This window comes from Agrobacterium tumefaciens (assembly GCF_031801495.1).
Lineage (GTDB): Bacteria > Pseudomonadota > Alphaproteobacteria > Rhizobiales > Rhizobiaceae > Agrobacterium > Agrobacterium tumefaciens_K.
This window is the reverse complement of record NZ_JAOEGC010000002.1, coordinates 1,416,324-1,436,807: the sequence shown is the minus strand read 5'-3', so window position 1 is coordinate 1,436,807 and position 20,484 is coordinate 1,416,324. Positions and strand designations below refer to the sequence as shown.

Genomic DNA, 20,484 nt, shown 5'->3' with positions numbered 1-20,484 from the left:
GCAGGAAATCGCACAACCGCTTTGCGGAAGAAAACCCTTTTATGTTTTCCGGTGCTTTGCGTTACAATGAACAACGTCTGCCGGTTGGGTTCGTGTCGGCGACGTTTACCAACAAAAACGAACCTTCGTTATGGACCGGCTGATCCGGTCCATTTCCATGAGGAAAGAGATGGAAGAGTTTCACAAGGTCAAGCGTCTGCCGCAATACGTCTTCGAACAGGTCAACCGTTTGAAAGCGAGCGCGCGAGCGGGTGGCGCGGACATCATCGACCTTGGCATGGGTAATCCGGATCTGCCGACGCCGAAGGCGATCGTCGACAAGCTCTGCGAAGTGGTTCAGGACCCGCGCACCCATCGCTATTCCTCGTCCAAGGGTATTCCCGGCCTTCGCCGCGCGCAGGCGGCTTATTACGCCCGCCGTTTCGGCGTGAAGCTGAACCCGGACACGCAGGTCGTTGCGACGCTCGGCTCCAAGGAAGGCTTCGCCAACATGGCGCAGGCCATCACTGCGCCGGGCGATGTCATCCTCTGCCCGAACCCAACCTATCCGATCCACGCTTTCGGCTTCCTGATGGCTGGCGGTGTTATCCGTTCGATGAATGTCGAGCCGGATGAAACCTTCTTCGGCCCGCTGGAGCGCGCCGTACGTCACTCCATTCCGAAGCCTCTGGCGCTGATCATCAATTACCCGTCCAACCCGACAGCGCATGTTGCATCGCTCGATTTCTACAAGGACGTCATCGCATTCGCGAAGAAGCATGAGCTGATCGTGCTTTCCGACCTTGCCTATTCGGAAATCTACTTCGACGACAACAATCCGCCGCCTTCCGTTCTGGAAGTACCGGGCGCAATCGACGTGACGGTGGAATTTACCTCCATGTCGAAAACCTTCTCCATGCCCGGCTGGCGCATGGGCTTTGCGGTGGGCAACGAGCGCCTGATCGCGGCGCTGACGCGTGTGAAGTCTTACCTCGACTACGGCGCGTTCACGCCTATCCAGGTTGCCGCGACACACGCGCTCAACGGCGACGGGTCCGACATCGCGGAAGTCCGCAACGTCTATCGCCGCCGTCGCGATGTGATGGTCGATACGTTCGGCAAGGCCGGTTTTGAGGTTCCGCCGCCGGCCGCGACGATGTTTGCATGGGCAAAAATTCCCGAAAAATTCCGCCATCTCGGCTCTCTGGAGTTCTCCAAGCTCCTGATTGAGAAGGCCGATATCGCCGTCGCTCCCGGCGTCGGCTTCGGCGAGATGGGCGATGATTACGTCCGCCTCGCGCTTGTTGAAAACGAGCATCGAATTCGCCAGGCAGCGCGCAATTTGAAGCGCTTCCTGTCGACTGCAGACGAAACGATGCACAACGTCGTTTCGCTGAACGCCCACAGATAAGGGCACCCGAAGGCGGCCGGTCCCGGCCGCCACCATCACCAGCAAATCAGGAACATACCCATGGCAGATTCATTGAGAATCGGCATAGCGGGGCTCGGCACTGTCGGCGCTTCGCTCGTGCGCATCCTCCAGCAGAGAAGCAACGAACTTGCGATTACCTGCGGACGTGCGATTGAGATTATTGCCGTCAGCGCGCGCGACCGTTCGCGCGACCGCGGCATCGATCTCAAGGGTATTACCTGGTTCGACACGCCGGAGCAGCTGGCCAGCGAAGCCGATATCGACGTGTTCGTCGAACTCGTCGGCGGCGCTTCCGGGCAGGCTGAAAACGCCGTTCGTGCGGCGTTGGCGAGGGGGCTGCATGTGGTGACGGCCAACAAGGCGCTGCTTGCCAAGCATGGCGTCGAGCTGGCGGTTCTGGCGGAAGAAAAGGGCGCGCTCCTGAACTTCGAAGCGGCCGTGGCCGGTGGCATTCCGATCATCAAGGCGCTGCGTGAATCGCTGACCGGCAACCATGTGTCGCGCATCTACGGCATCATGAACGGCACCTGCAACTACATCCTTACCAAGATGGAGAAGGAAGGCCTCTCGTTCGAGGTGTGCCTGAAGGAAGCCCAGCGTCTCGGTTATGCCGAAGCCGATCCGGCCTTCGACATCGAGGGCAACGATACGGCGCACAAGCTGGCGATCCTGACGACGCTCGCGTTCGGTAGCAAGATTTCGGCTGACGACATCTATCTCGAAGGTATCACCAATATTTCCATCGAGGATATTCAGGCAGCGGCCGACCTCGGTTACCGCATCAAGCTGCTGGGCGTGGCGCAGATCACCGAATCCGGTATCGAACAGCGCGTTCATCCGACGATGGTGCCGCTGGATTCCGTCATCGCGCAGGTGGATGGCGTTACCAACGCGGTTGCCGTCGAGTCCGATATTCTCGGCGAGTTGTTGATGGTTGGTCCCGGTGCTGGCGGCAACGCCACGGCGTCGGCCGTGCTTGGCGATATCGCCGACATTGCCAAGAGCCGCCCCGGTGCGCAGCAGGTGCCGGTGCTCGGCCGTCCTGCCAGGTCGCTGACCGAATATCGTCGTGCCAAGATGAAAAGCCACGAGGGCGGATACTTCATCCGGCTGACGGTAAAGGACAAGGCCGGCGTGTTCGCCTCGATCGCCACCCGCATGGCGGACAACAACATCTCGCTGGAATCGATCGTCCAGCATTCGCGCGTTCCCGACGAAGGCGGTGCGAAGACCATCATCCTCGTGACCCATGCGACGATGGAAGATGCGATCCGCAAGGCGGTAAAGGCGATCAAGAACGAGAAGTATCTCGTCAGCGAACCACAGGTTATCCGAATCGAGCGGACGTAAGTCCCCGTCGCAAACGGATGAATTTCAGAAAAACGGCGGCATCGCGCAGATGTCGCCGTTTTTTGTTTTTGTCCCTATTGTCGACCGTAGCCTTCGAATGACGGGATTTCTGCAAAATCTCCGTTTGTGAACGAATGAAGACACTGGAAAATACCCGGCTTTCGGAATAGCGTTCATGACGTTCACCAAAGCGAGGGAGGCGCGGCCGTGACATCCATCATTCTTTTCAAGGATACGAATCCGACTCATGTCGCTGCCAGCCGTTGCAAGGCGCGTCATGGCGCCAACGACAATATCCGTAGCATGGAGTTCGATGTCGTCGTGCAGGAGCGGAACTGGTGTTCGCTGGCGGTTTTCTCGTCGCTGCTGCTGGTCGGCACGCTTTCGATAGCAAGTCCGTTTTTGTCGATTCTGGCTTTGTAAGACCGGCGTCCGGCATTTTTGCTTGAAAAACGCCGGTCTGCGCTCTAGCCCATTGTTGAGACAACATGCGCCTTGATGGAAAGGCGCAGGGCAGGACAATGGACAGAATGTCGATGAATGAGCCGGTCGATGTAGTAGCCCGCGCGTTTCTTGGCGTGGAGCGATCGGCGACGGAACAGCGCTGGGTGTCGCGGCTCGATCAGGCCGGACAGAACCGAGCGCTTGCGATGACGCAGGTTCATGGCATTCCCGAACTGATCGCGCGCGTTCTGACCGGGCGCGGTGTGGCTGTCGATGACGCCATGGCGTTTCTCGATCCGACCATCCGTTCTCTTATGCCCGATCCGCATGGCCTCACGGACTGCGCCAAGGCGGCGGAGCGTATCGTACAGGCCATCGAACGCGGCGAAAAGGTTGCGATCTTTGGCGACTACGACGTGGACGGCGCGTCGTCTTCGGCGCTGATGTATCGCTTTTTGCATCATTTCGGCCTGACGCCGGAAATCTACATTCCCGACCGTATTTTCGAAGGTTACGGGCCGAACCCGGCTGCCATGCAGCAGCTGGCCGCCAATGGCGCAACGCTGATAATCACCGTTGACTGTGGCTCGACCAGCCATGAATCGCTTGCCGCTGCCCGTGAGGCCGGGACCGATGTCGTGGTCATCGACCACCACCAGGTTGGCACGGAACTGCCCTATGCCGTTGCGCTGGTCAACCCGAACCGGGAGGACGATCTGTCGGGGCAGGGGCATCTCTGTGCTGCGGGCGTGGTTTTTCTCGTGCTCGTCGCAACGTTGCGTCTGCTGAAAGAGCGCAAGCACCGGCAGGCCTTCACGCTCGACCTCCTGTCCTATCTGGATATCGTTGCGCTGGCCACGGTCTGCGATGTCGTGCCGCTGAAGGGGCTGAACCGCGCTTACGTGGTCAAGGGACTTATTGCTGCACGCCATATGAACAACGCCGGACTTGCCGCGCTGTTCAAGAAGGCGGGGCTTGGCGGGCCAGTCACACCCTATCATTTCGGTTTTCTGATCGGTCCGAGGATCAATGCCGGTGGCCGTATCGGCGACGCTGCCCTCGGCAGCAGGCTTCTGACGCTGGACGACACGGTGGAGGCCGAGGTCATTGCGGAGAAGCTGGACGAACTCAACCGCGAGCGTCAGGCGATGGAGGCGGCCATGCTGGCCGAAGCCGAGGCCGAGGCGCTGTTCGAATATGGAGACGGCACGGGTGCCGGAGTGATCGTCACGGCACGGGAAAACTGGCATCCGGGCATTGTCGGTCTTCTGGCATCGCGCCTCAAGGATCGTTTTCGCCGTCCTGCATTCGCGATTGCCTTCGATCCGTCTGGCATGGGCACCGGCTCAGGCCGCTCCATCAACGGGTTCGATCTCGGCAAGATGGTACGCACGGCGGTGGAAACGGGTCTGCTGGTCAAGGGCGGCGGGCATGCCATGGCTGCCGGTTTGACGGTGGAGCGCGCCAATCTCGGCAAGCTTAGGGCGTTTTTTGAGGAAGCGGCGGCAAAAACTGTCAGTACGCTGGTGGAAAACAGTGTTCTCAAGATCGACGGTGCCATCGGTGCCTCCGGTGCGACATTGCAGCTGATCGACCAGCTGGAGCAGGCGGGGCCTTATGGTTCCGGCCACTCGCAGCCCATATTTGCCATTCCGGCCCATCGTCTGCGCGACGTGCGCCTGGTTGGCACCTCGCACGTCAAGGTGACGCTGGAGGCGATGGATGGCTCACGGCTGGATGGTATCGCATTCCGCGCCGCAGAAGCGCCTCTGGGTCAATTGCTGCTCAATTCGCGCGGCAAGCTGCTGCACGTTGCAGGTACGCTTGGCGCGGATCTGTGGCAGGGACAGAGGCGGGTGCAGCTTCGCCTTCTGGATGCCGCTCTGTCTCCCTGACAAGTCAGCCTGATAGCGCTCCGGCGGTGTCCTGACGGGCCGCAAGGCCCGTAGATTGCACTCTTCCTGCAGAGAGCCTGACACGCCAAACCGCTGCGCGGTTTTGCGGCGCTGGTCTGCGTCTGAAAAGGTATTCAAGCGGAGGGGAGGAGGACCGAAATATTGCGATACGGTTCACGTTACGTTTGATCGCAAACGTATGTCGCGACGTTCAAGACGTTGCTGTAACTCTATGATTTTATGAGGGAAGCAAGTGGCACGCCCTAGGGGAGTCGAACCCCTCTTTTCAGAATGAAAATCTGACGTCCTAACCGATAGACGAAGGGCGCGTGCGCTTGTGGTGTGGCGCCCTTATAGTCAGGCTCCGGATTCTCCGCAAGCGGGAAAATGCATTTTTTTCTTCTGAACGATGTTTTTTTCAATTGGTCGTCCAAGCCTGTGGAAAACTCGCTCTTCAAGCGGTAAATCGTTGAAAATATGTGGATATTTATTGAAGTCAGAAGGGTGCGGGTCTGCTGAAGGCGCATATATTTTCCGCACGGCCACATTTATAGCCTGCGATCCGGCGAAACACGCCATGGAGAATACTTACGTTGCGTGAGGTGACTGCGGCGCGTTGTCCCTGCCGTTCGACATTCTTGGAGATATGCAAGAAACCGCCGACGTAAATCGATACATCAGGGCGATGTTTGAAGAGATATCAAATTGTCCGGGGAGAGAGTCTAACCCCACAAGTGGCACGCCCTAGGGGAGTCGAACCCCTCTTTTCAGAATGAAAATCTGACGTCCTAACCGATAGACGAAGGGCGCGTGCGCTTGTGGTGTGGCGCCCTTATAGTCAGGCTCTTGAATGTCCGCAAGCGGAAAATTGCATGATTTGACAAAAAAATGACAAGGCACTCCAAAACCCCTGAAAAACAAGGATTTTCGTTTCGTAACAGATAGTTAATTCATGCCGCCGAGGTGAGTTTCCGCGGTGTTGCGACCGTCTTCCGGCTTGAATCGCCTCATCGGATTCGAACTTTCGGAATCGCTGCCTTCCAGAAAAATCGCTGAAAACTGCGATTGGCCAATAAAAAACGGGGCCGTAGAGGCCCCGTCTGATCACTGTTGGATTGTCTTCGATCCTAGTGCAGGATCTGGCTGAGGAAGAGCCTGGTGCGCTCGTGCTGCGGATTGTCGAAAAACTCCTGCGGAGAGTTCTGCTCGACGATCTGGCCCTGGTCCATGAAGATAACCCGGTTTGCCACCTGACGGGCAAAGCCCATTTCGTGGGTGACGCAGAGCATGGTCATGCCATCCTCGGCAAGGCTCACCATCGTGTCGAGCACTTCCTTGACCATTTCCGGGTCGAGCGCCGACGTCGGCTCATCGAACAGCATGATCTTCGGTTTCATGCAGAGCGAGCGGGCAATCGCCACGCGCTGCTGCTGACCACCGGAGAGCTGGCCTGGATATTTGTGCGCCTGCTCAGGAATCTTGACGCGCTTCAGGTAGTGCATCGCGATTTCCTCGGCTTCCTTCTTCGGCATCTTGCGGACCCAGATCGGCGCAAGGGTGCAGTTTTCCAGAATGGTCAGGTGCGGGAAGAGGTTGAAGTGCTGGAACACCATTCCGACCTCGCGGCGAACTTCATCGATCTTTTTCAGATCGTTGGTGAGTTCGATACCGTCCACGACGATACTGCCGGACTGGTGCTCTTCGAGGCGGTTGATGCAGCGGATCATCGTGGACTTGCCGGAGCCCGACGGGCCGGCGATGACGATGCGCTCACCTTTCATGACCTTGAGGTTGATGTCACGCAGTACGTGGAAATCACCGTACCACTTGTTCATGCCGACGATTTCGATTGCCACGTCGGTTGCCGAAACGGCCAGTTTTTTTGCTTGGGTCTCTGCCATTTGAGCGTTCCCTTATCGTTTGTGTCCGGTGTCGAGGTGCCGTTCCATGAAGGCAGAATAACGCGACATGCCGAAGCAGAATATCCAGAAAATGAAACCGGCGAAGATGAGGCCGGTAATGGGCGTGACAGGCGTGATCCACGTCGTATCGGTGAAGTTCAGCCGCACGATGCCGAGCAGGTCGAACATGCCGATGATCGACACGAGGGAGGTATCCTTGAACAGGCCGATGAAGGTGTTGACGATGCCCGGAATGACTAGCTTGATCGCCTGAGGCAGAATGATGAGGCGCATCTTCTGCCAGTAGCCGAGGCCGAGAGAATCGGCGCCTTCCGACTGTCCCTTGGGGATCGCCTGCAGGCCGCCGCGGATCACTTCCGCCATGTAGGCAGAGGCGAAAAGAGCCACGCCTACCAGTGCACGCAGGAAGTTGTCGATCGTCCAGCCGGTTGGCAGAAAGAGCGGCAACATCACGTTGGCCATGAACAGCACGGTGATGAGCGGCACGCCGCGCACCACTTCGATGAAGGTGACGCACAGCATCTTCACGACGGGCATGTTCGACCGGCGGCCGAGCGCCAGCAGGATGCCGAGGGGCAGGGATACCGCGATGCCCACGAAAGACAGGATCAGCGTCACCATCAGGCCGCCCCAGAGCGGGGTTTCGACTACTTCCAGCCCGAAGCCGCCATGCAGGATGAAGAAGGCAACGACCGGGAAGATGACGAACAGCAGAAGGGCGTTCAGACCCTTGTGCGGCAGCTTGGGGATGAGCAGGGGTACAAGAAGGGCGATGAACAGGATGCCGACCAGCATCGGGCGCCAGCGCTCATCGAGCGGATAACGGCCGAAGATGAACTGCGAAAAGCGATCCTGCACGAAGGCCCAGCAGGCACCGCTCCAGCCATCCGGCTGGACGCCACCCTGCGAGACGCTGAGGCATGCCGTACGGTCCGCACCAAACCAGCTTGCCTGCAGGAAGAGCCAGTTCAACGCACCGGGCAGGATCGCAAACACGATCAGAAGCCCGACGATGGTGAGAACCACATCCTTCGGCGTTGCGAGGAGGTTGGCGCGGATCCAGCCGACGATGTTCTTTTCGCTGTGCGGCGGCGGTTCCGGCGCAAGCATGTTCGAACGAACGAAGTGAATGTTTCTGGTTTCCATGTCTTATCTCTCCACCAGAGCCATCTTGGCATTGAACCAGTTCATGAACAGCGATGTCGCGAGACTGATGCTGAGATAAACGATGATCCAGATCGAGACGATCTCGACGGCCTGACCGGTCTGGTTCATGGTCGTGCCGCCGGTGGAAACGAGTTCCGGATAACCGATTGCAACGCCAAGCGAGGAGTTTTTCGTAAGGTTGAGATACTGGCTCGTCAAAGGTGGAATGATGATGCGCATCGCCTGCGGAACGACGACGAGACGCGTTGTCAATCCAGGTTGAACGCCGAGTGCCGTTGATGCCTCCGTCTGGCCTTTCGAGACGCCGCGAATACCTGCGCGGATGATTTCCGCGATGAAGGCGGCCGTATAGAACGACAGCGCAAGGTAAAGCGCGAAGAATTCCGGCAGGATCGTGCCGCCACCCGTCAGGTTGAAACGTCCGGCTACGGGAACGTCAAACGTGATGGGTGCGCCGAGCGCCAGAAAGGTGACGAGCGGGAGGCCAACAATCAGTGCGATCGCCGTCCAGAGAACAGGGAAACGCTGGCCTGTGGCCATCTGGCGTTTCGTTGCCCATTTGTAAACGGCGACGGTTGCCAGAATGCCGATGAGGATCGCGACCGCGATCATCCATGCGTTGTCACCCCAGATCGGCTTCGGGAACACCAGTCCGCGGTTGTTGAGGAAAACATCGAATGGCAGCGCGATGGAGTCGCGCACGTTCGGCAACGCTCTCAGGACACCCGAATACCAGAAGAAGATAACCAGCAGCGGCGGGATGTTGCGGAATACTTCAACATAGATGGTGCACAGCTTGGCAATCAGCCAGTTGCCGGAAAGGCGACCGATACCGACGATGAAGCCGATGATCGTTGCCGTCACGATACCGATCGCGGCGACCATCAGGGTGTTGAGGAAGCCGACGACAAGCGCTCGGCCGTAGGTGGAGTTGCTGCTGTATTCGATCAGCGTATCGCCGATGTCAAAACCCGAGCGGCCAGCGAGAAAGCCGTAACCGGACGCGGTGTTGGAGCGCGCGAGGTTCGTCGCCACGTTGTGTCCGATCCACCATATGGAGATCACCAGGATCACGATGGTGAGAATCTGGAAGGCGATAGAACGAATTTTGGGATCGTAGATCAATGAGCGGGTCGTTCGCCCGCCGGAAGGCGCAATTGTAGCCTGATCAGTCATGCTTGCCCGGTCCCCGAAAGATATGGCCTGGTTTGGCCTATTGTTTTGTTTTTATAGGCAGACAAGGCGGCCAGCGGCCGCCTTGCTTGGTTTTTTATGCGATCGCTTAGCGGATCGGCGGTGCGTATTGCAGGCCGCCCTTCGACCACAGCGCGTTCAGACCGCGCTCGATCTTGAGCGGGGTCCCTGTACCGATGTTGCGCTCAAAGACTTCGCCGTAGTTACCGACGCCCTTGATGATGTTGTAGGCCCAGTCGTTGGTCAGGCCGAGGTCCGTACCGATCTTGGTGTCGGCTTCCGCGCCGAGGAAGCGGCGGATGTCCGGGTTGGTCGAGTTCTTCATCTCGTCGACGTTGGCCTTGGTGATGCCGAATTCTTCAGCCTGTACGAGTACATATCCGGTCCAGGAGACGATATCGAACCACTTGTCGTCGCCCTGGCGGACGGCCGGGCCAAGCGGCTCCTTGGAGATGATTTCCGGCAGAACGACGTGGTCATCCGGATTGCTCAGCGACAGGCGGATCGAATACAGGCCCGACTGGTCGGTGGTGTAAACGTCGCAACGGCCAGCCTGGTAGGCAGCGTTCACTTCTTCGAGCTTTTCGAAGACGACCGGGTTATACTGAAGGTTGTTGGCCTTGAAGTAGTCGGCGAGGTTGAGTTCGGTGGTCGTGCCGGACTGAACGCAGACGGCTGCGCCGGACAGTTCAAGAGCGGACTTAACGTTCAGGCTCTTCGGGACCATGAAGCCCTGGCCGTCGTAATAGTTGACGTAACGAAAGTTGAAGCCGAGCGCGGTGTCGCGGCTGATGGTCCAAGTGGTGTTACGTGCCAGGAGATCGATTTCGCCAGACTGCAGAGCGGTGAAGCGGCTCTGTGCGGTTGTGGGCGTGAATTTTACCTTTTTGGGATCGTTGAAGATGGCAGACGCGACAGCGCGGCAGTAATCGACGTCGAAGCCAGTCCATTCACCTGCGGAATCCGGAGATGCGAAACCTGCAAGACCTGTGTTGACACCGCACTGAACGAAACCCTTTGCCTTAACGTCGTCCAGAGTCGCAGCCGAAGCGAATGACGCTCCCCCCAAAACCGCAGCGCCAACAGCGGCTGACAGAATTGCCTTTTTCATTTTTCCCAACCTTTGTTTGTTCTCATCTAATTGGAAGAGGGTCTGCGTGATTGTGTCCCCCAGTTCCCCCTTCGACGTATCTTTTTGATCCGCCTTGTACATCACAGTCGACATTCCGGCTTGGGTCAAGACTTGCGAGCAATAATTGTGCCTACAAAAAGGAATTTTCCAAAATTTGACTTCAAACAGTGCATAGGCTGAAAAAGTAATCAGGTTTTGGCAAAAATTTACACCTGCATATTTTTTGTATACTTTTTGCGTGCTGTTATTGTGGAAAAACGGCACCGTTTGGCCTCCTCGTTGAGGGCTTGACCTCGGGTTTCGCGCTCAGCATTGTCGCTCGCGTCAAACATCTTCGAAAGCTGATCCGCAATGACCAAGAAAAATGACCTGCGCGCGGGCGCAGGTGTGAATACCCGCCTGGCCCATGGCGGCAACGACCCGTATGACTGCTTCGGTTTCGTCAACCCACCCATCGTTCGTGGTTCCACGGTCCTTTTTCCCGATGCGAAGACGCTTGCCACGGAGGACCAGAAATACACCTACGGCACGCATGCCACGCCCACTACTGATGCACTCTGTAATCTGGTCAACGAGCTGGAGGGTTCGGCGGGCACAATTCTTGTGCCGTCGGGTCTGGCTGCGGTCACTGTTCCGTTTCTTGCCTACCTTTCGGCGGGTGATCACGCCCTGATCGTAGATTCGGTCTATTTCCCGACACGGCGTTTCTGCAATGTGATGTTGCGCAAGCTCGGCGTGGAGATCGACTATTACGACCCAGCGATTGGTGCGGGTATCGAGGCACTCATTCGCCCGAACACAAAGCTGATCCACACCGAGGCGCCCGGTTCCAATACCTTCGATATTCAGGATATCCGTGCGATCACGACGGTCGCTCACAGGCATGACTGCGTTGTCACCATGGACAACACCTGGGCCACGCCGCTCTATTTCAAGCCTCTCGATTTCGGGGTCGACGTGTCGATCCATGCGGCGACGAAATATCCGTCCGGTCATTCGGACGTTCTGATGGGATTCGTCTCCGCCAACGAAAAGCACTGGAAGGCGCTTTATCAGGCGAACGCCAATCTCGGCATCTGCGTGACGTCCGATGACGCCTACCAGATCCTGCGCGGCCTGCGCACGATGGGGGTGCGGCTGGAACACCATCAAAAAAGCGCACTCGACATCGCGACATGGCTGGAAGGCCGCGAGGATGTGCTGCAGGTTCTGCATCCGGCTCTGCCGGGATTTCCGGGTTATGAGCTCTGGAAACGCGACTTCAAGGGTGCAAGCGGCGTGTTTTCATTCGTGCTGAAGGCGCGCGAAGGAAAGTTCAAGGAGACGGCGCAGGCATTTCTCGATGCGCTGACCTTCTTCGGCCTCGGTTATTCCTGGGGCGGGTACGAATCTCTGGCCGTCGCAGTGTCGCTCGCCGACAGGACCATCGCCAAAGGTCCGACCGAGGGGCCGGTTATCCGCCTGCAGATCGGTCTCGAGGACATTGCCGACCTCAAGAAGGATCTCGAGATCGGATTTGCGGCAGCGGCGGCGGTCTGACCGCCACCGTCAACCTTCGGCGCGGTAGCCGTAAAGCCAGTCGAAGTCCTTGAGAAAGGCCTGCGTCGGGCGCGTGGCGAAAACAAAGTCCCTTCCAAGACGGAAGGGACCACGCGCATGATAGGCAAATCGATTGATGGAGGCCCGCTTGCGGGCCTTTTCAATGCGCGGCAATCGTCTTGCTTCAAAAGCGGCAAGCGCCTGTGGCAAGGGCAGGGCGCCGGTCACGATGCCTGCCAGTTCAAATGCATCCTCGATAGCCATGGCCGCGCCCTGTGCGGCGAAGGGCATCATGGCATGGGCCGAATCGCCGATCAGCACCGTATCGCGACCGTTATGCCAGCGCCCTTCGCCAGCCTGATAAAGTGGCCAGAAGGTGGGCTGCTGCGCCGATGCCAGCAATCGCACGATTTCGGGATTCCAGTCGCGGAACTGCTGCATCAGCATGGTCTTTTGCTGCCCGCTCGATTCCGCCCGCCAGGTTGCGCCGGGATCGGGCCCGAGTGCGATGGCAACGATGTTGAGGCCGCCGACCTCTCTGACCGGATAGGCGACGATATGCCCGCGCGGCCCTAGATAGGCGGTCACGGCGCTTTTGTTCATGGAAGACGGTACATCCCGGTCATCGATCGTAAAGCGCCACGCGACATTTCCCGAAAAGGTCGACAATGGCGCGGACGGTACCGCAAAGCGTGCGGCGGACCAGACGCCGTCAGCCCCGACAATCAGGTCGTGATCGCGGAAGGTGATGGCGGAAATCGTTTCCGGCCGTGCGCTTTCGATCCTCTTGCCAAGATGCAGGTGGCAAAGTGGATTTCGCATCACCGCTTCATAAAGTGTTCGCTGCAGAGTGGCGCGATGAAGCACGCCATAGGGAGCGCCCCATTGCGCGCGTGCCACCCTGCCGACCGGCAGGGACAGAAGCGTGGCCAGGGATTTTCCCGAGGCGAGATCGATACTGACCGGCTCGGTCCAGCGCTCTTCGAGGCGTGGCAGGATTTCGAGTTCGGCCAGAATGCGTGCCGCGTTCGGCGATACCTGCAGACCGGCGCCGACTTCGGCGAGTTCGGGCGCCTGTTCGAGAATGTCGCATCTGACGCCTTTGCGGGCAAAAGAAAGAGCGGCGGCAAGGCCGGCTATGCCGGCGCCGATGATTGCAACGGAATTTACGGGCATTGGCCGCCCCGATCAGAAATCAGAAAAGAGGATCAGGCCGCCTTCACGTGGAAGACGCAACCCGGAGGGTTGGTCTGCTCGGCTTTCAGCGACGGATTGTACCGATACAGCGTGGAGCAGTACGAACAGACCTTTTCATTATCATCGCCCATGTCGATGAAGATATGGGGGTGGTCGTAAGGAACCGAAGCGCCGGTGCACATGAATTCCTTGACGCCGATCTCGATCATGCGGTGTCCGCCGTCGTTCTGGAAGTGGGGAATGGAATGCCCGGCCATGCTTGTCTCCAAATGCGAAATTGTGATTGAGCGCTGCGTCGTCATCGCGACCCGGCTCACTGTTGCGGATATGTAGCCTCAAACGCGTTGCATCTCCATAAAAATCGTCAGGAAAACATGTTCAACCTTGCGATTTCCTGCCATATGGTCCGGCAAAACGGATGTCTTTGATGAAGATCAATGAGGCACCTGCGCAACTGACAAGAGTTCCTTCCATGAATCTCAATACGCCACAATTTTCCGATTTTTTTCACGATGGCCTGCGTCTGGCCTATTTCGATGAAGGTGATCCTGCGGGCGATCCGGTTCTTCTGATCCATGGCTTTGCCTCCAGTGCGAATGTCAACTGGGTTCATCCCGGCTGGCTGAAGACGCTCGGCGAAGCAGGCTACCGGGTGATCGCCATCGACAATCGCGGACATGGCGCGAGCGACAAACCGCATGATTCAGAGGCCTATTACCCGCCGGTGATGGCGGAAGATGCCGTTGCTCTGCTCAATCATCTCGGCATTCCCGAAGCGCATGTCATGGGCTATTCCATGGGCGCGCGCATCTCTGCATTTCTTGCCATGGCGCATCCTGAACGGGTACGCTCCCTCGTGTTCGGCGGTCTTGGCATCGGCATGGTCGACGGTGTTGGCGACTGGGACCCGATCGCCGAGGCATTGCTTGCGCCTTCGATCGATGTGGTGACCCATGAACGCGGCCGCATGTTCCGGGCCTTTGCCGATCAGACGAAAAGCGACCGGCTGGCGCTGGCCGCCTGTATCGAAACCTCGCGTGTTCTCGTCAGCCGGGAAGAGGCGGCGAAAATCGACGCCCCGACACTGATTGCCGTTGGCACCAGAGACGATATCGCCGGTTCCGGTCAGGAACTTGCCGATATCATGCCGCATGCGCGGGCAATCGACATTCCCGGCCGCGATCACATGCTTGCCGTTGGCGACAGGGTGTTCAAGGCGGCGGTTCTCGAATTTTACGCGGGCCTTTGATTGCCGAGAGCGAAACGTTTTTTCATCCGTGATGAAGAAAAACTGATGCTTTCCTGCCTTTAAAGTCATCGTTCGAATCCCATTTCTAAGCGACGTCTTTTTCTGTATAAAGAACGACCACCGCAAGTGAGGACACCATTCATGGTCGCACGTACCGAGGCCCGTCAGCAGGATCAGCTGTCCATCGTCGATCCGATCTGGGTAAGCCTGCAGAACGAGGCACGCACAGCTGCATCGCAGGATCCGCTGCTGTCCGCCTTTTTCTATTCCACGATCCTGAACCATCATTCGCTTGAAGAATGTGTCATCTACCGCATCTGCGAGCTTCTGGATCACCCGGACATGCAGGCCGTGCTGCTGCGCCAGACGTTCGATGAAATGCTGGAAGACTGGCCGGAGTGGGGCGCAATTCTGCGTGTCGACATTCAGGCGGTCTATGACCGTGACCCCGCATGCACCCGTTTCATGGAGCCTGTGCTTTATTTCAAGGGATTCCATGCCATCCAGACACACCGTCTGGCGCACTGGCTGTGGCACAAGGGACGGAAGGACTTCGCGCTCTACCTGCAGAGCCGCGCCTCGAGCGTCTTCCAGACGGACATCAACCCCGCGGCACGGATCGGCAAGGGCCTGTTCCTCGACCATGCTACCGGGCTTGTGGTGGGCGAAACCGCGGTTATCGGCGACAACGTCTCCATCCTGCACGGCGTCACTCTCGGTGGTACGGGCAAGGAAGGGGCTGATCGCCACCCGAAAATCCGCAGCGGCGTGCTGATCGGCGCAGGTGCAAAAATCCTCGGCAACATCGAGATCGGCTCCTGCTCGCGCATTGCCGCCGGTTCGGTCGTTCTCAAGCCCGTTCCGCCCAACGCGACAGTCGCAGGCGTACCCGCCAAGGTGGTTGGTGAGGCTGGCTGCAATGAGCCGTCGCGCATCATGGACCAGATCATCGGCGCCGATATCTGATCTCGCTGTCTTGATGAACGTCTGTGTGGAACATGCGGACGCTCATCCCGCTTTCACTTTACTTTCGCCGTTAAGCCATGCCAAAAGCGGCGTGGATTTTTAGAAGCACGGCGTCCCTGCGACGCGCCTTGAATAGGTGCGCGGCGCCGTGAAAACCGCACAGGAGAACAGTGGTGAAAGCCGACGAAATCAAAAAGCTCGACGCCTATTTCAAGCGTACCTTCAATCCGGAGATGGTTGTGAAGGCGCGTCCCCGCAAGGACGATTCCGCTGAAGTTTATCTCGGCGACGAGTTTCTGGGTGTTGTCTATATCGACGACGAAGACGGCGACCGTTCCTACAATTTTTCCATGGCGATCCTCGACGTGGATCTCTGATTGTCTCCGTAAGGTGACAATAGAATATTGATAGAAAAAGCCGCCCGTAGCGATGTCGTTACGGGCGGTTTTTTATCTGGTCGGAATGGTGTCACCTCGTCGGTGACATTATCGATCCAGCGGCTTGCGCAGACGACCGGCGGCATCCTGAATATATTGCCACGCTACGCGGCCGGAACGTCCCCCACGTGTTGTCGCCCATTCGAGCGCCTCGTGGTGCAGCGTTTCCTTCGCGAGGCCGAGATCGAAATGCGCAGCGTAGCTGTCGATCATCGTCAGGTAGTCTTCTTGGCCGCACTTGTGGAAACCGAGCCACAGGCCGAAACGATCCGACAGCGAAACCTTCTCCTCGACCGCTTCAGACGGATTGATGGCCGTCGACTGCTCGTTTTCCATCATGTGACGGGGCAGCAGATGACGGCGGTTGGAGGTGGCGTAGAACAGAACATTGTCTGGCCGCCCCTCAATGCCGCCATCGAGCGCTGCCTTCAGCGACTTGTAGGCGGTATCATCGTGGTCGAAGGACAGGTCGTCACAGAAAACGATGACGCGGTGTGGCGTCGATTTCAGAATGTCGAGCAAGGCGGGCAGGGTGTGGATATCCTCGCGGTGAACCTCCACGAGCTTCAGCGCCACGCTGCTTGCGGCGCGCACATCTTCGTGAACTGCCTTCACCAGAGAGGATTTTCCCATGCCGCGCGCGCCCCAGAGCAGCACGTTGTTGGCGGCGAAACCTTCGGCAAAACGCAATGTGTTTTCGTGCAGGATGTCGCGTACGTGATCGACGCCGCGGATGAGTTTCAGCGCTACGCGGTTCGGGCGGGCGACGGGCTGGAGCCACGCATTGGCAGGCGCCCAGACGAAACAGTCGGCGGCATTCCAGTCGTTTACGGCAGGGGCAGGCCCGGCAAGCCGCTCGACGGCCGTTGCCAGCCTGCGCAGTTCGGCAAGAAGAAGGGATGCCGTTTCTTCCTGAATCATGATGTTTCTCCCGGTATTGCCATGTTCAAAACGATGTTTTCGGCCCCGCCTAGCATGGCGTTTCCAGTGCATAAAGGTTAAGAGGTCCGGAATCGGTACGGCGTGTTCCTTGCATCTGTTGCATTCACGGCGTTCCCCACTATATTCCGGCGACTTGAAAGCTGGGGCGCATCCATAGACGGTGCTGTAATCTGAGGAGTTTTATATGTTCATTAGTCACGCTTTTGCCCAGGATGCAGCAGGCGGCACGTCGGCACTCGGCTCCGGCCTCGAGATGCTTTTCCTGTTTGCGCCGCTCATGGTGGTCTGGTATTTTTTCCTTATCCGCCCGCAGCGCGCACAGATGAAGAAGCGTCAGGAAACGCTCACCAGCATTCGTCGTGGTGATCAGGTCGTTCTCGGTGGCGGCATCGTCGGCAAGGTGACAAAAGTTATCGACGACAACGAACTCGAAGTCGAAATCGCCGAAGGCGTGAAGATCCGCGCAGCGCGTGCCTATATCGCCGAAGTGCGTGTAAAGGGCGAAGTGGTCAAGACGGAAGCCGCTTCCTGATCCCGCCGGAATAACGAACCTTTGACGGGTTGCGGCTTCCGCGACCCCAACCCTGACCGAGATCGAAATGCTTCATTTTTCCCGTTGGAAAACAGTCTTTATATGGCTGCTTGTTCTGGCAAGCGTCGTCATCGCCTCCGCCAACCTGTTTACTGACAAGCAGTTGGCCAGCATGCCCGCCTGGTACAAGGACAACAAGGTAACGCTCGGTCTCGACCTCCAGGGCGGTTCGCACATCATGCTCAAGATCGAGCGTTCCGACATCGTCAAGGAACGTCTCGAAACCATCGTGGGTGATGTTCGCACGCAGCTCCGCGACGCCAACATCCGCTATTCCGGTCTGACGGGTAACGGCCAGCAGGTTCTGGTTCGCATCAGCGATCCGGCGCAGTACGAGGCCGCGAAAACCGCGCTTCGTGACCTGACGCTGCCGGTATCCCACGGGACACTTGTCGGCGGCACCGTGACCGAAGTCACGATGAACGACGGCGACAACAATTCCCTACGTCTCAACCTCACCGACGAGGGTATCGATTACCGTCTGTCGTCGGCTGTATCGCAGTCGATCGAGGTTGTACGCCGCCGCGTCGATGAAGTCGGCACGACCGAGCCGCTCATCCAACGGCAGGGCAGCGACCGCATCATCGTGCAGGTGCCAGGTCTTCAGGATCCGCAGCGCCTGAAATCGCTTCTGAACCAGACTGCGAAGCTTTCTTTCCGCATGGTCGACACGACCATGCCGGTGCAGGAGGCGATGAATGGCCGTCCGCCCGCAACCTCTGAAGTTCTCTATTCCCAGGACGATCCTCCGGTTCCGTATCTGGTCGAACGCCGCGCTCTCGTTTCGGGTGACAACCTGGTCGATGCGCAGGCAAGCTTCAACCAGCAGAACAACGAGCCGGTCGTCACCTTCCGGTTCGACAGCCGTGGTGCTCAGCGCTTCGCACAGGCAACGCAGCAGAACGTCGGCAAGCCCTTCGCCATCGTACTCGACAACCAGGTGATTTCCGCTCCGGTCATCCGTGAGCCGATCATCGGCGGTTCGGGTCAGATTTCCGGCAATTTCTCCGTTCAGGGTGCAAACGATCTGGCCGTGCTTCTTCGCGCCGGCGCACTTCCGGCAACGCTGACGGTCGTTGAGGAACGCACCGTCGGTCCGAGCCTCGGTAGCGACTCCATCACCGCCGGTCTGACGGCTAGCGCCATCGGCGCGGTCGGCGTCCTGCTCTTCATGTTCGTTTTCTACGGCTTCTTCGGCCTGCTGGCGAACATCGCCCTCATCGTCAACATCGTGATGCTTCTGGCGGTGCTCAGTATTATCGGGTCGACACTGACACTACCGGGTATCGCCGGTATCGTGTTGACCATCGGTATGGCGGTTGACTCCAACGTTCTGATCTATGAGCGCATACGTGAAGAGGTGAAGAGCGGAAAACCACTGATATCGTCACTCGAGAACGGCTTCTCACGAGCCTTCGCGACGATCATCGACGCCAACCTAACGACACTTATCGTCGCCAGCGTGCTGTTCTACATGGGTACGGGTCCGGTCAAGGGCTTCGCGGTCACGCTGGCTGTCGGTATCATCACCACCGTCTTCACAGCCTACACGCTGACGGCCTGGATGTTCGGCTTCTGGGTTCGTCGCAGCCGTCCGAAGCATCTGCCGAAGGGCGTTCGCACCGCCATGTTCGATGGTCGCGATATCCCGTTCATGCGTTATCGCCGGGTGGTGTTCATCATCAGCGGTGCAATCATGCTTGCATGCGTTGGCGGTTTCGTCGGAAAGGGCCTTAACCTCGGCATCGACTTCCAGGGCGGCTCCGTCATCGAAGTACGCGCCAAGCAGGGCGATGCGGATCTCGCGGATATTCGCGACCGTCTGAGCCAGCTCAACCTTGGTGAGATTCAGGCGCAGAACTTCGGCACGCCTCAGGACGTCCTGATCCGTATCCAGGCGCAGGAAGGCGGCGAAAATGCAGAGCAGTCCGCCATCACCATGGTGCGTGGCGAGCTGGAAGACAAATACGACTTCCGCCGTGTCGAAGTTGTGGGTCCGGCTGTTTCGGGCGACCTGACGTTCACGTCCACCGTGGGTATCGTGCTCGCGATGGTGGCGATCATGGTCTACATCTGGTTCCGTTTCGAATGGCAGTTCGCGCTCGGTGCGGTCATCTCGATGGTGCATGACGTGGTGTTCACGCTCGGGTTGTTCGTGTTCCTTGGAATAGAATTCAACCTGACGAGTATCGCGGCGATCCTGACGATCATCGGTTACTCGCTGAACGATACGGTCGTCATCTATGACCGCATCCGTGAAAACCTGCGTCGCTACAAGAAAATGCCCCTGTCGATGATTATCGACGTGTCGCTGAACCAGACGCTTTCGCGCACGATCCTGACGGGTCTGACGGTTCTTCTGGCCCTGCTGGCGCTGTATCTCTTCGGTGGCGAAGTCATCCGGTCGTTCACCTTCGCGATGCTGTTCGGTATTGGTATCGGTGTCTTCTCATCGGTCTACATCGCCGCTCCGGTCCTGATCGCCTTCAAGCTGCGTCCTGCAAGCGCTGACGCCGAAGACGAGAAGGAAGATGTTGCCAAGGGTGGCACCATCGGCGGCAAGCCTGCCGTCTGATGGCTGGCGGGATCGAAATACGCCCGGCCCATTTTCCCGGCCGGGCGCCCATCGATGCTTATGGCAATGGCGGATTTCGCTTTGCCGACATGTCGCATCGCGGTTCGCTTCTGTGTCTACCTTCGGGCATCAACGGCTGGGCGCCGGTGACGTACAATGACCTGACGCTTGAGCATTTCGAAAAGGTTCTGGCGGAAGCTCAGGACATCGAGGTACTGTTGATCGGCATGGGGGATGGCATGCGGGTGGTTCCGAAGGAACTGCGCGCCGTCTTCAAGGATGCGGGCATCTCTGTTGACCCAATGAGCACGGGGGCCGCAGTGCGAACCTACAATATTCTGCTTTCGGAATCGCGCGCCGTGGCGGCTGCTCTGATCGCAGTCGAAGGTTAGTGCGTTTCCAGGAGAAGCGTAATCCGGCTTTTCGTCCGGATATGCGTGAAACAAAATAAAGAACATGATCCGCTTTTCCC

18 protein-coding genes and 2 tRNA genes are annotated in these 20,484 nt (G+C 58.2%); 11 read left to right on the top strand and 9 right to left on the bottom strand.

Going from position 1 to position 20,484, the window contains the following annotated elements; genetic code table 11:
• Window positions 1-169 precede the first annotated feature (169 nt).
• The 4 genes from N7578_RS16415 to recJ all read left to right on the top strand — a co-directional run bounded on the left by N7578_RS16415 (window position 170) and on the right by recJ (window position 5,100).
• Window positions 170-1,390, top strand: coding sequence for an LL-diaminopimelate aminotransferase (locus N7578_RS16415; protein ID WP_311111341.1), 1,221 nt, complete (start codon window positions 170-172; stop codon window positions 1,388-1,390).
• Window positions 1,391-1,450: 60 nt separating this feature from the next.
• Window positions 1,451-2,761: a homoserine dehydrogenase gene (locus N7578_RS16410; RefSeq protein WP_311111340.1), complete on the top strand. Its 1,311-nt coding sequence runs from the start codon at window positions 1,451-1,453 to the stop codon at window positions 2,759-2,761.
• Between the two features lie 207 nt (window positions 2,762-2,968).
• The gene (locus tag N7578_RS16405) at window positions 2,969-3,184 is read left to right on the top strand and encodes a hypothetical protein (RefSeq protein WP_311111339.1); all 216 of its coding nucleotides are present in this window, start codon (window positions 2,969-2,971) and stop codon (window positions 3,182-3,184) included.
• Between the two features lie 113 nt (window positions 3,185-3,297).
• Window positions 3,298-5,100: a single-stranded-DNA-specific exonuclease RecJ gene (gene recJ, locus N7578_RS16400; RefSeq protein WP_311112534.1), complete on the top strand. Its 1,803-nt coding sequence runs from the start codon at window positions 3,298-3,300 to the stop codon at window positions 5,098-5,100.
• Window positions 5,101-5,354: 254 nt separating this feature from the next.
• Here recJ and N7578_RS16395 read toward each other — a convergent pair.
• The 6 genes from N7578_RS16395 to N7578_RS16370 form a co-directional block, all read right to left on the bottom strand.
• Window positions 5,355-5,429: transfer RNA gene (locus N7578_RS16395), tRNA-Glu, on the bottom strand.
• A gap of 406 nt (window positions 5,430-5,835) precedes the next feature.
• A tRNA-Glu gene (locus tag N7578_RS16390) sits at window positions 5,836-5,910 on the bottom strand.
• A gap of 317 nt (window positions 5,911-6,227) precedes the next feature.
• Entirely contained in the window at window positions 6,228-7,001 is a 774-nt protein-coding gene (locus N7578_RS16385; protein ID WP_311111338.1) for an amino acid ABC transporter ATP-binding protein, read from the bottom strand.
• Between the two features lie 12 nt (window positions 7,002-7,013).
• A complete protein-coding gene (locus N7578_RS16380; protein ID WP_311111337.1) occupies window positions 7,014-8,168 on the bottom strand; it encodes an amino acid ABC transporter permease in 1,155 nt (384 codons plus the stop codon).
• A 3-nt stretch (window positions 8,169-8,171) separates the two neighbouring features.
• On the bottom strand, window positions 8,172-9,365 hold the full coding sequence (locus N7578_RS16375) for an amino acid ABC transporter permease (RefSeq protein WP_311111336.1): 1,194 nt from the start codon (window positions 9,363-9,365) through the stop codon (window positions 8,172-8,174).
• 106 nt (window positions 9,366-9,471) lie between these two features.
• Window positions 9,472-10,494, bottom strand: coding sequence for an amino acid ABC transporter substrate-binding protein (locus N7578_RS16370; RefSeq protein ID WP_311111335.1), 1,023 nt, complete (start codon window positions 10,492-10,494; stop codon window positions 9,472-9,474).
• A gap of 372 nt (window positions 10,495-10,866) precedes the next feature.
• Here N7578_RS16370 and N7578_RS16365 point away from each other — a divergent pair, with 372 nt between their 5' ends.
• The gene (locus N7578_RS16365) at window positions 10,867-12,054 is read left to right on the top strand and encodes a cystathionine beta-lyase (protein WP_311111334.1); all 1,188 of its coding nucleotides are present in this window, start codon (window positions 10,867-10,869) and stop codon (window positions 12,052-12,054) included.
• A 9-nt stretch (window positions 12,055-12,063) separates the two neighbouring features.
• On the opposite strand, the gene N7578_RS16360 is transcribed toward N7578_RS16365, so the two are convergent.
• Together N7578_RS16360 and N7578_RS16355 are read right to left on the bottom strand one after the other, a co-directional pair.
• The gene (locus N7578_RS16360; RefSeq protein ID WP_311111333.1) at window positions 12,064-13,230 is read right to left on the bottom strand and encodes an FAD-dependent monooxygenase; all 1,167 of its coding nucleotides are present in this window, start codon (window positions 13,228-13,230) and stop codon (window positions 12,064-12,066) included.
• A 32-nt stretch (window positions 13,231-13,262) separates the two neighbouring features.
• Window positions 13,263-13,508, bottom strand: coding sequence for a zinc-finger domain-containing protein (locus N7578_RS16355; RefSeq protein ID WP_035261222.1), 246 nt, complete (start codon window positions 13,506-13,508; stop codon window positions 13,263-13,265).
• A gap of 215 nt (window positions 13,509-13,723) precedes the next feature.
• Here N7578_RS16355 and N7578_RS16350 point away from each other — a divergent pair, with 215 nt between their 5' ends.
• The 3 genes from N7578_RS16350 (at window position 13,724) to N7578_RS16340 (ending at window position 15,843) form a co-directional block, all read left to right on the top strand.
• The gene (locus N7578_RS16350; RefSeq protein WP_311112533.1) at window positions 13,724-14,500 is read left to right on the top strand and encodes an alpha/beta hydrolase; all 777 of its coding nucleotides are present in this window, start codon (window positions 13,724-13,726) and stop codon (window positions 14,498-14,500) included.
• Window positions 14,501-14,641: 141 nt separating this feature from the next.
• Window positions 14,642-15,466, top strand: coding sequence for a serine O-acetyltransferase (gene cysE / locus N7578_RS16345; RefSeq protein WP_311111332.1), 825 nt, complete (start codon window positions 14,642-14,644; stop codon window positions 15,464-15,466).
• 173 nt (window positions 15,467-15,639) lie between these two features.
• On the top strand, window positions 15,640-15,843 hold the full coding sequence (locus tag N7578_RS16340) for a DUF3126 family protein (RefSeq protein WP_138792547.1): 204 nt from the start codon (window positions 15,640-15,642) through the stop codon (window positions 15,841-15,843).
• Between the two features lie 108 nt (window positions 15,844-15,951).
• Here N7578_RS16340 and N7578_RS16335 read toward each other — a convergent pair whose 3' ends face one another.
• The gene (locus N7578_RS16335; RefSeq protein WP_311111331.1) at window positions 15,952-16,824 is read right to left on the bottom strand and encodes an ATP-binding protein; all 873 of its coding nucleotides are present in this window, start codon (window positions 16,822-16,824) and stop codon (window positions 15,952-15,954) included.
• A gap of 205 nt (window positions 16,825-17,029) precedes the next feature.
• On the opposite strand from N7578_RS16335, the gene yajC reads away from it, so the two are divergent.
• The 3 genes from yajC (at window position 17,030) to N7578_RS16320 (ending at window position 20,404) form a co-directional block, all read left to right on the top strand.
• The gene (gene yajC / locus N7578_RS16330; protein WP_311111330.1) at window positions 17,030-17,377 is read left to right on the top strand and encodes a preprotein translocase subunit YajC; all 348 of its coding nucleotides are present in this window, start codon (window positions 17,030-17,032) and stop codon (window positions 17,375-17,377) included.
• 67 nt (window positions 17,378-17,444) lie between these two features.
• The gene (secDF, locus tag N7578_RS16325) at window positions 17,445-20,012 is read left to right on the top strand and encodes a protein translocase subunit SecDF (protein ID WP_311111329.1); all 2,568 of its coding nucleotides are present in this window, start codon (window positions 17,445-17,447) and stop codon (window positions 20,010-20,012) included.
• Window positions 20,012-20,404, top strand: a complete 393-nt coding sequence (locus tag N7578_RS16320) for an Mth938-like domain-containing protein (RefSeq protein ID WP_311111328.1) — start codon at window positions 20,012-20,014, stop codon at window positions 20,402-20,404. Before secDF ends, N7578_RS16320 begins: the two co-directional genes overlap by 1 nt.
• The last annotated feature ends 80 nt before the right edge of the window (window positions 20,405-20,484 follow it).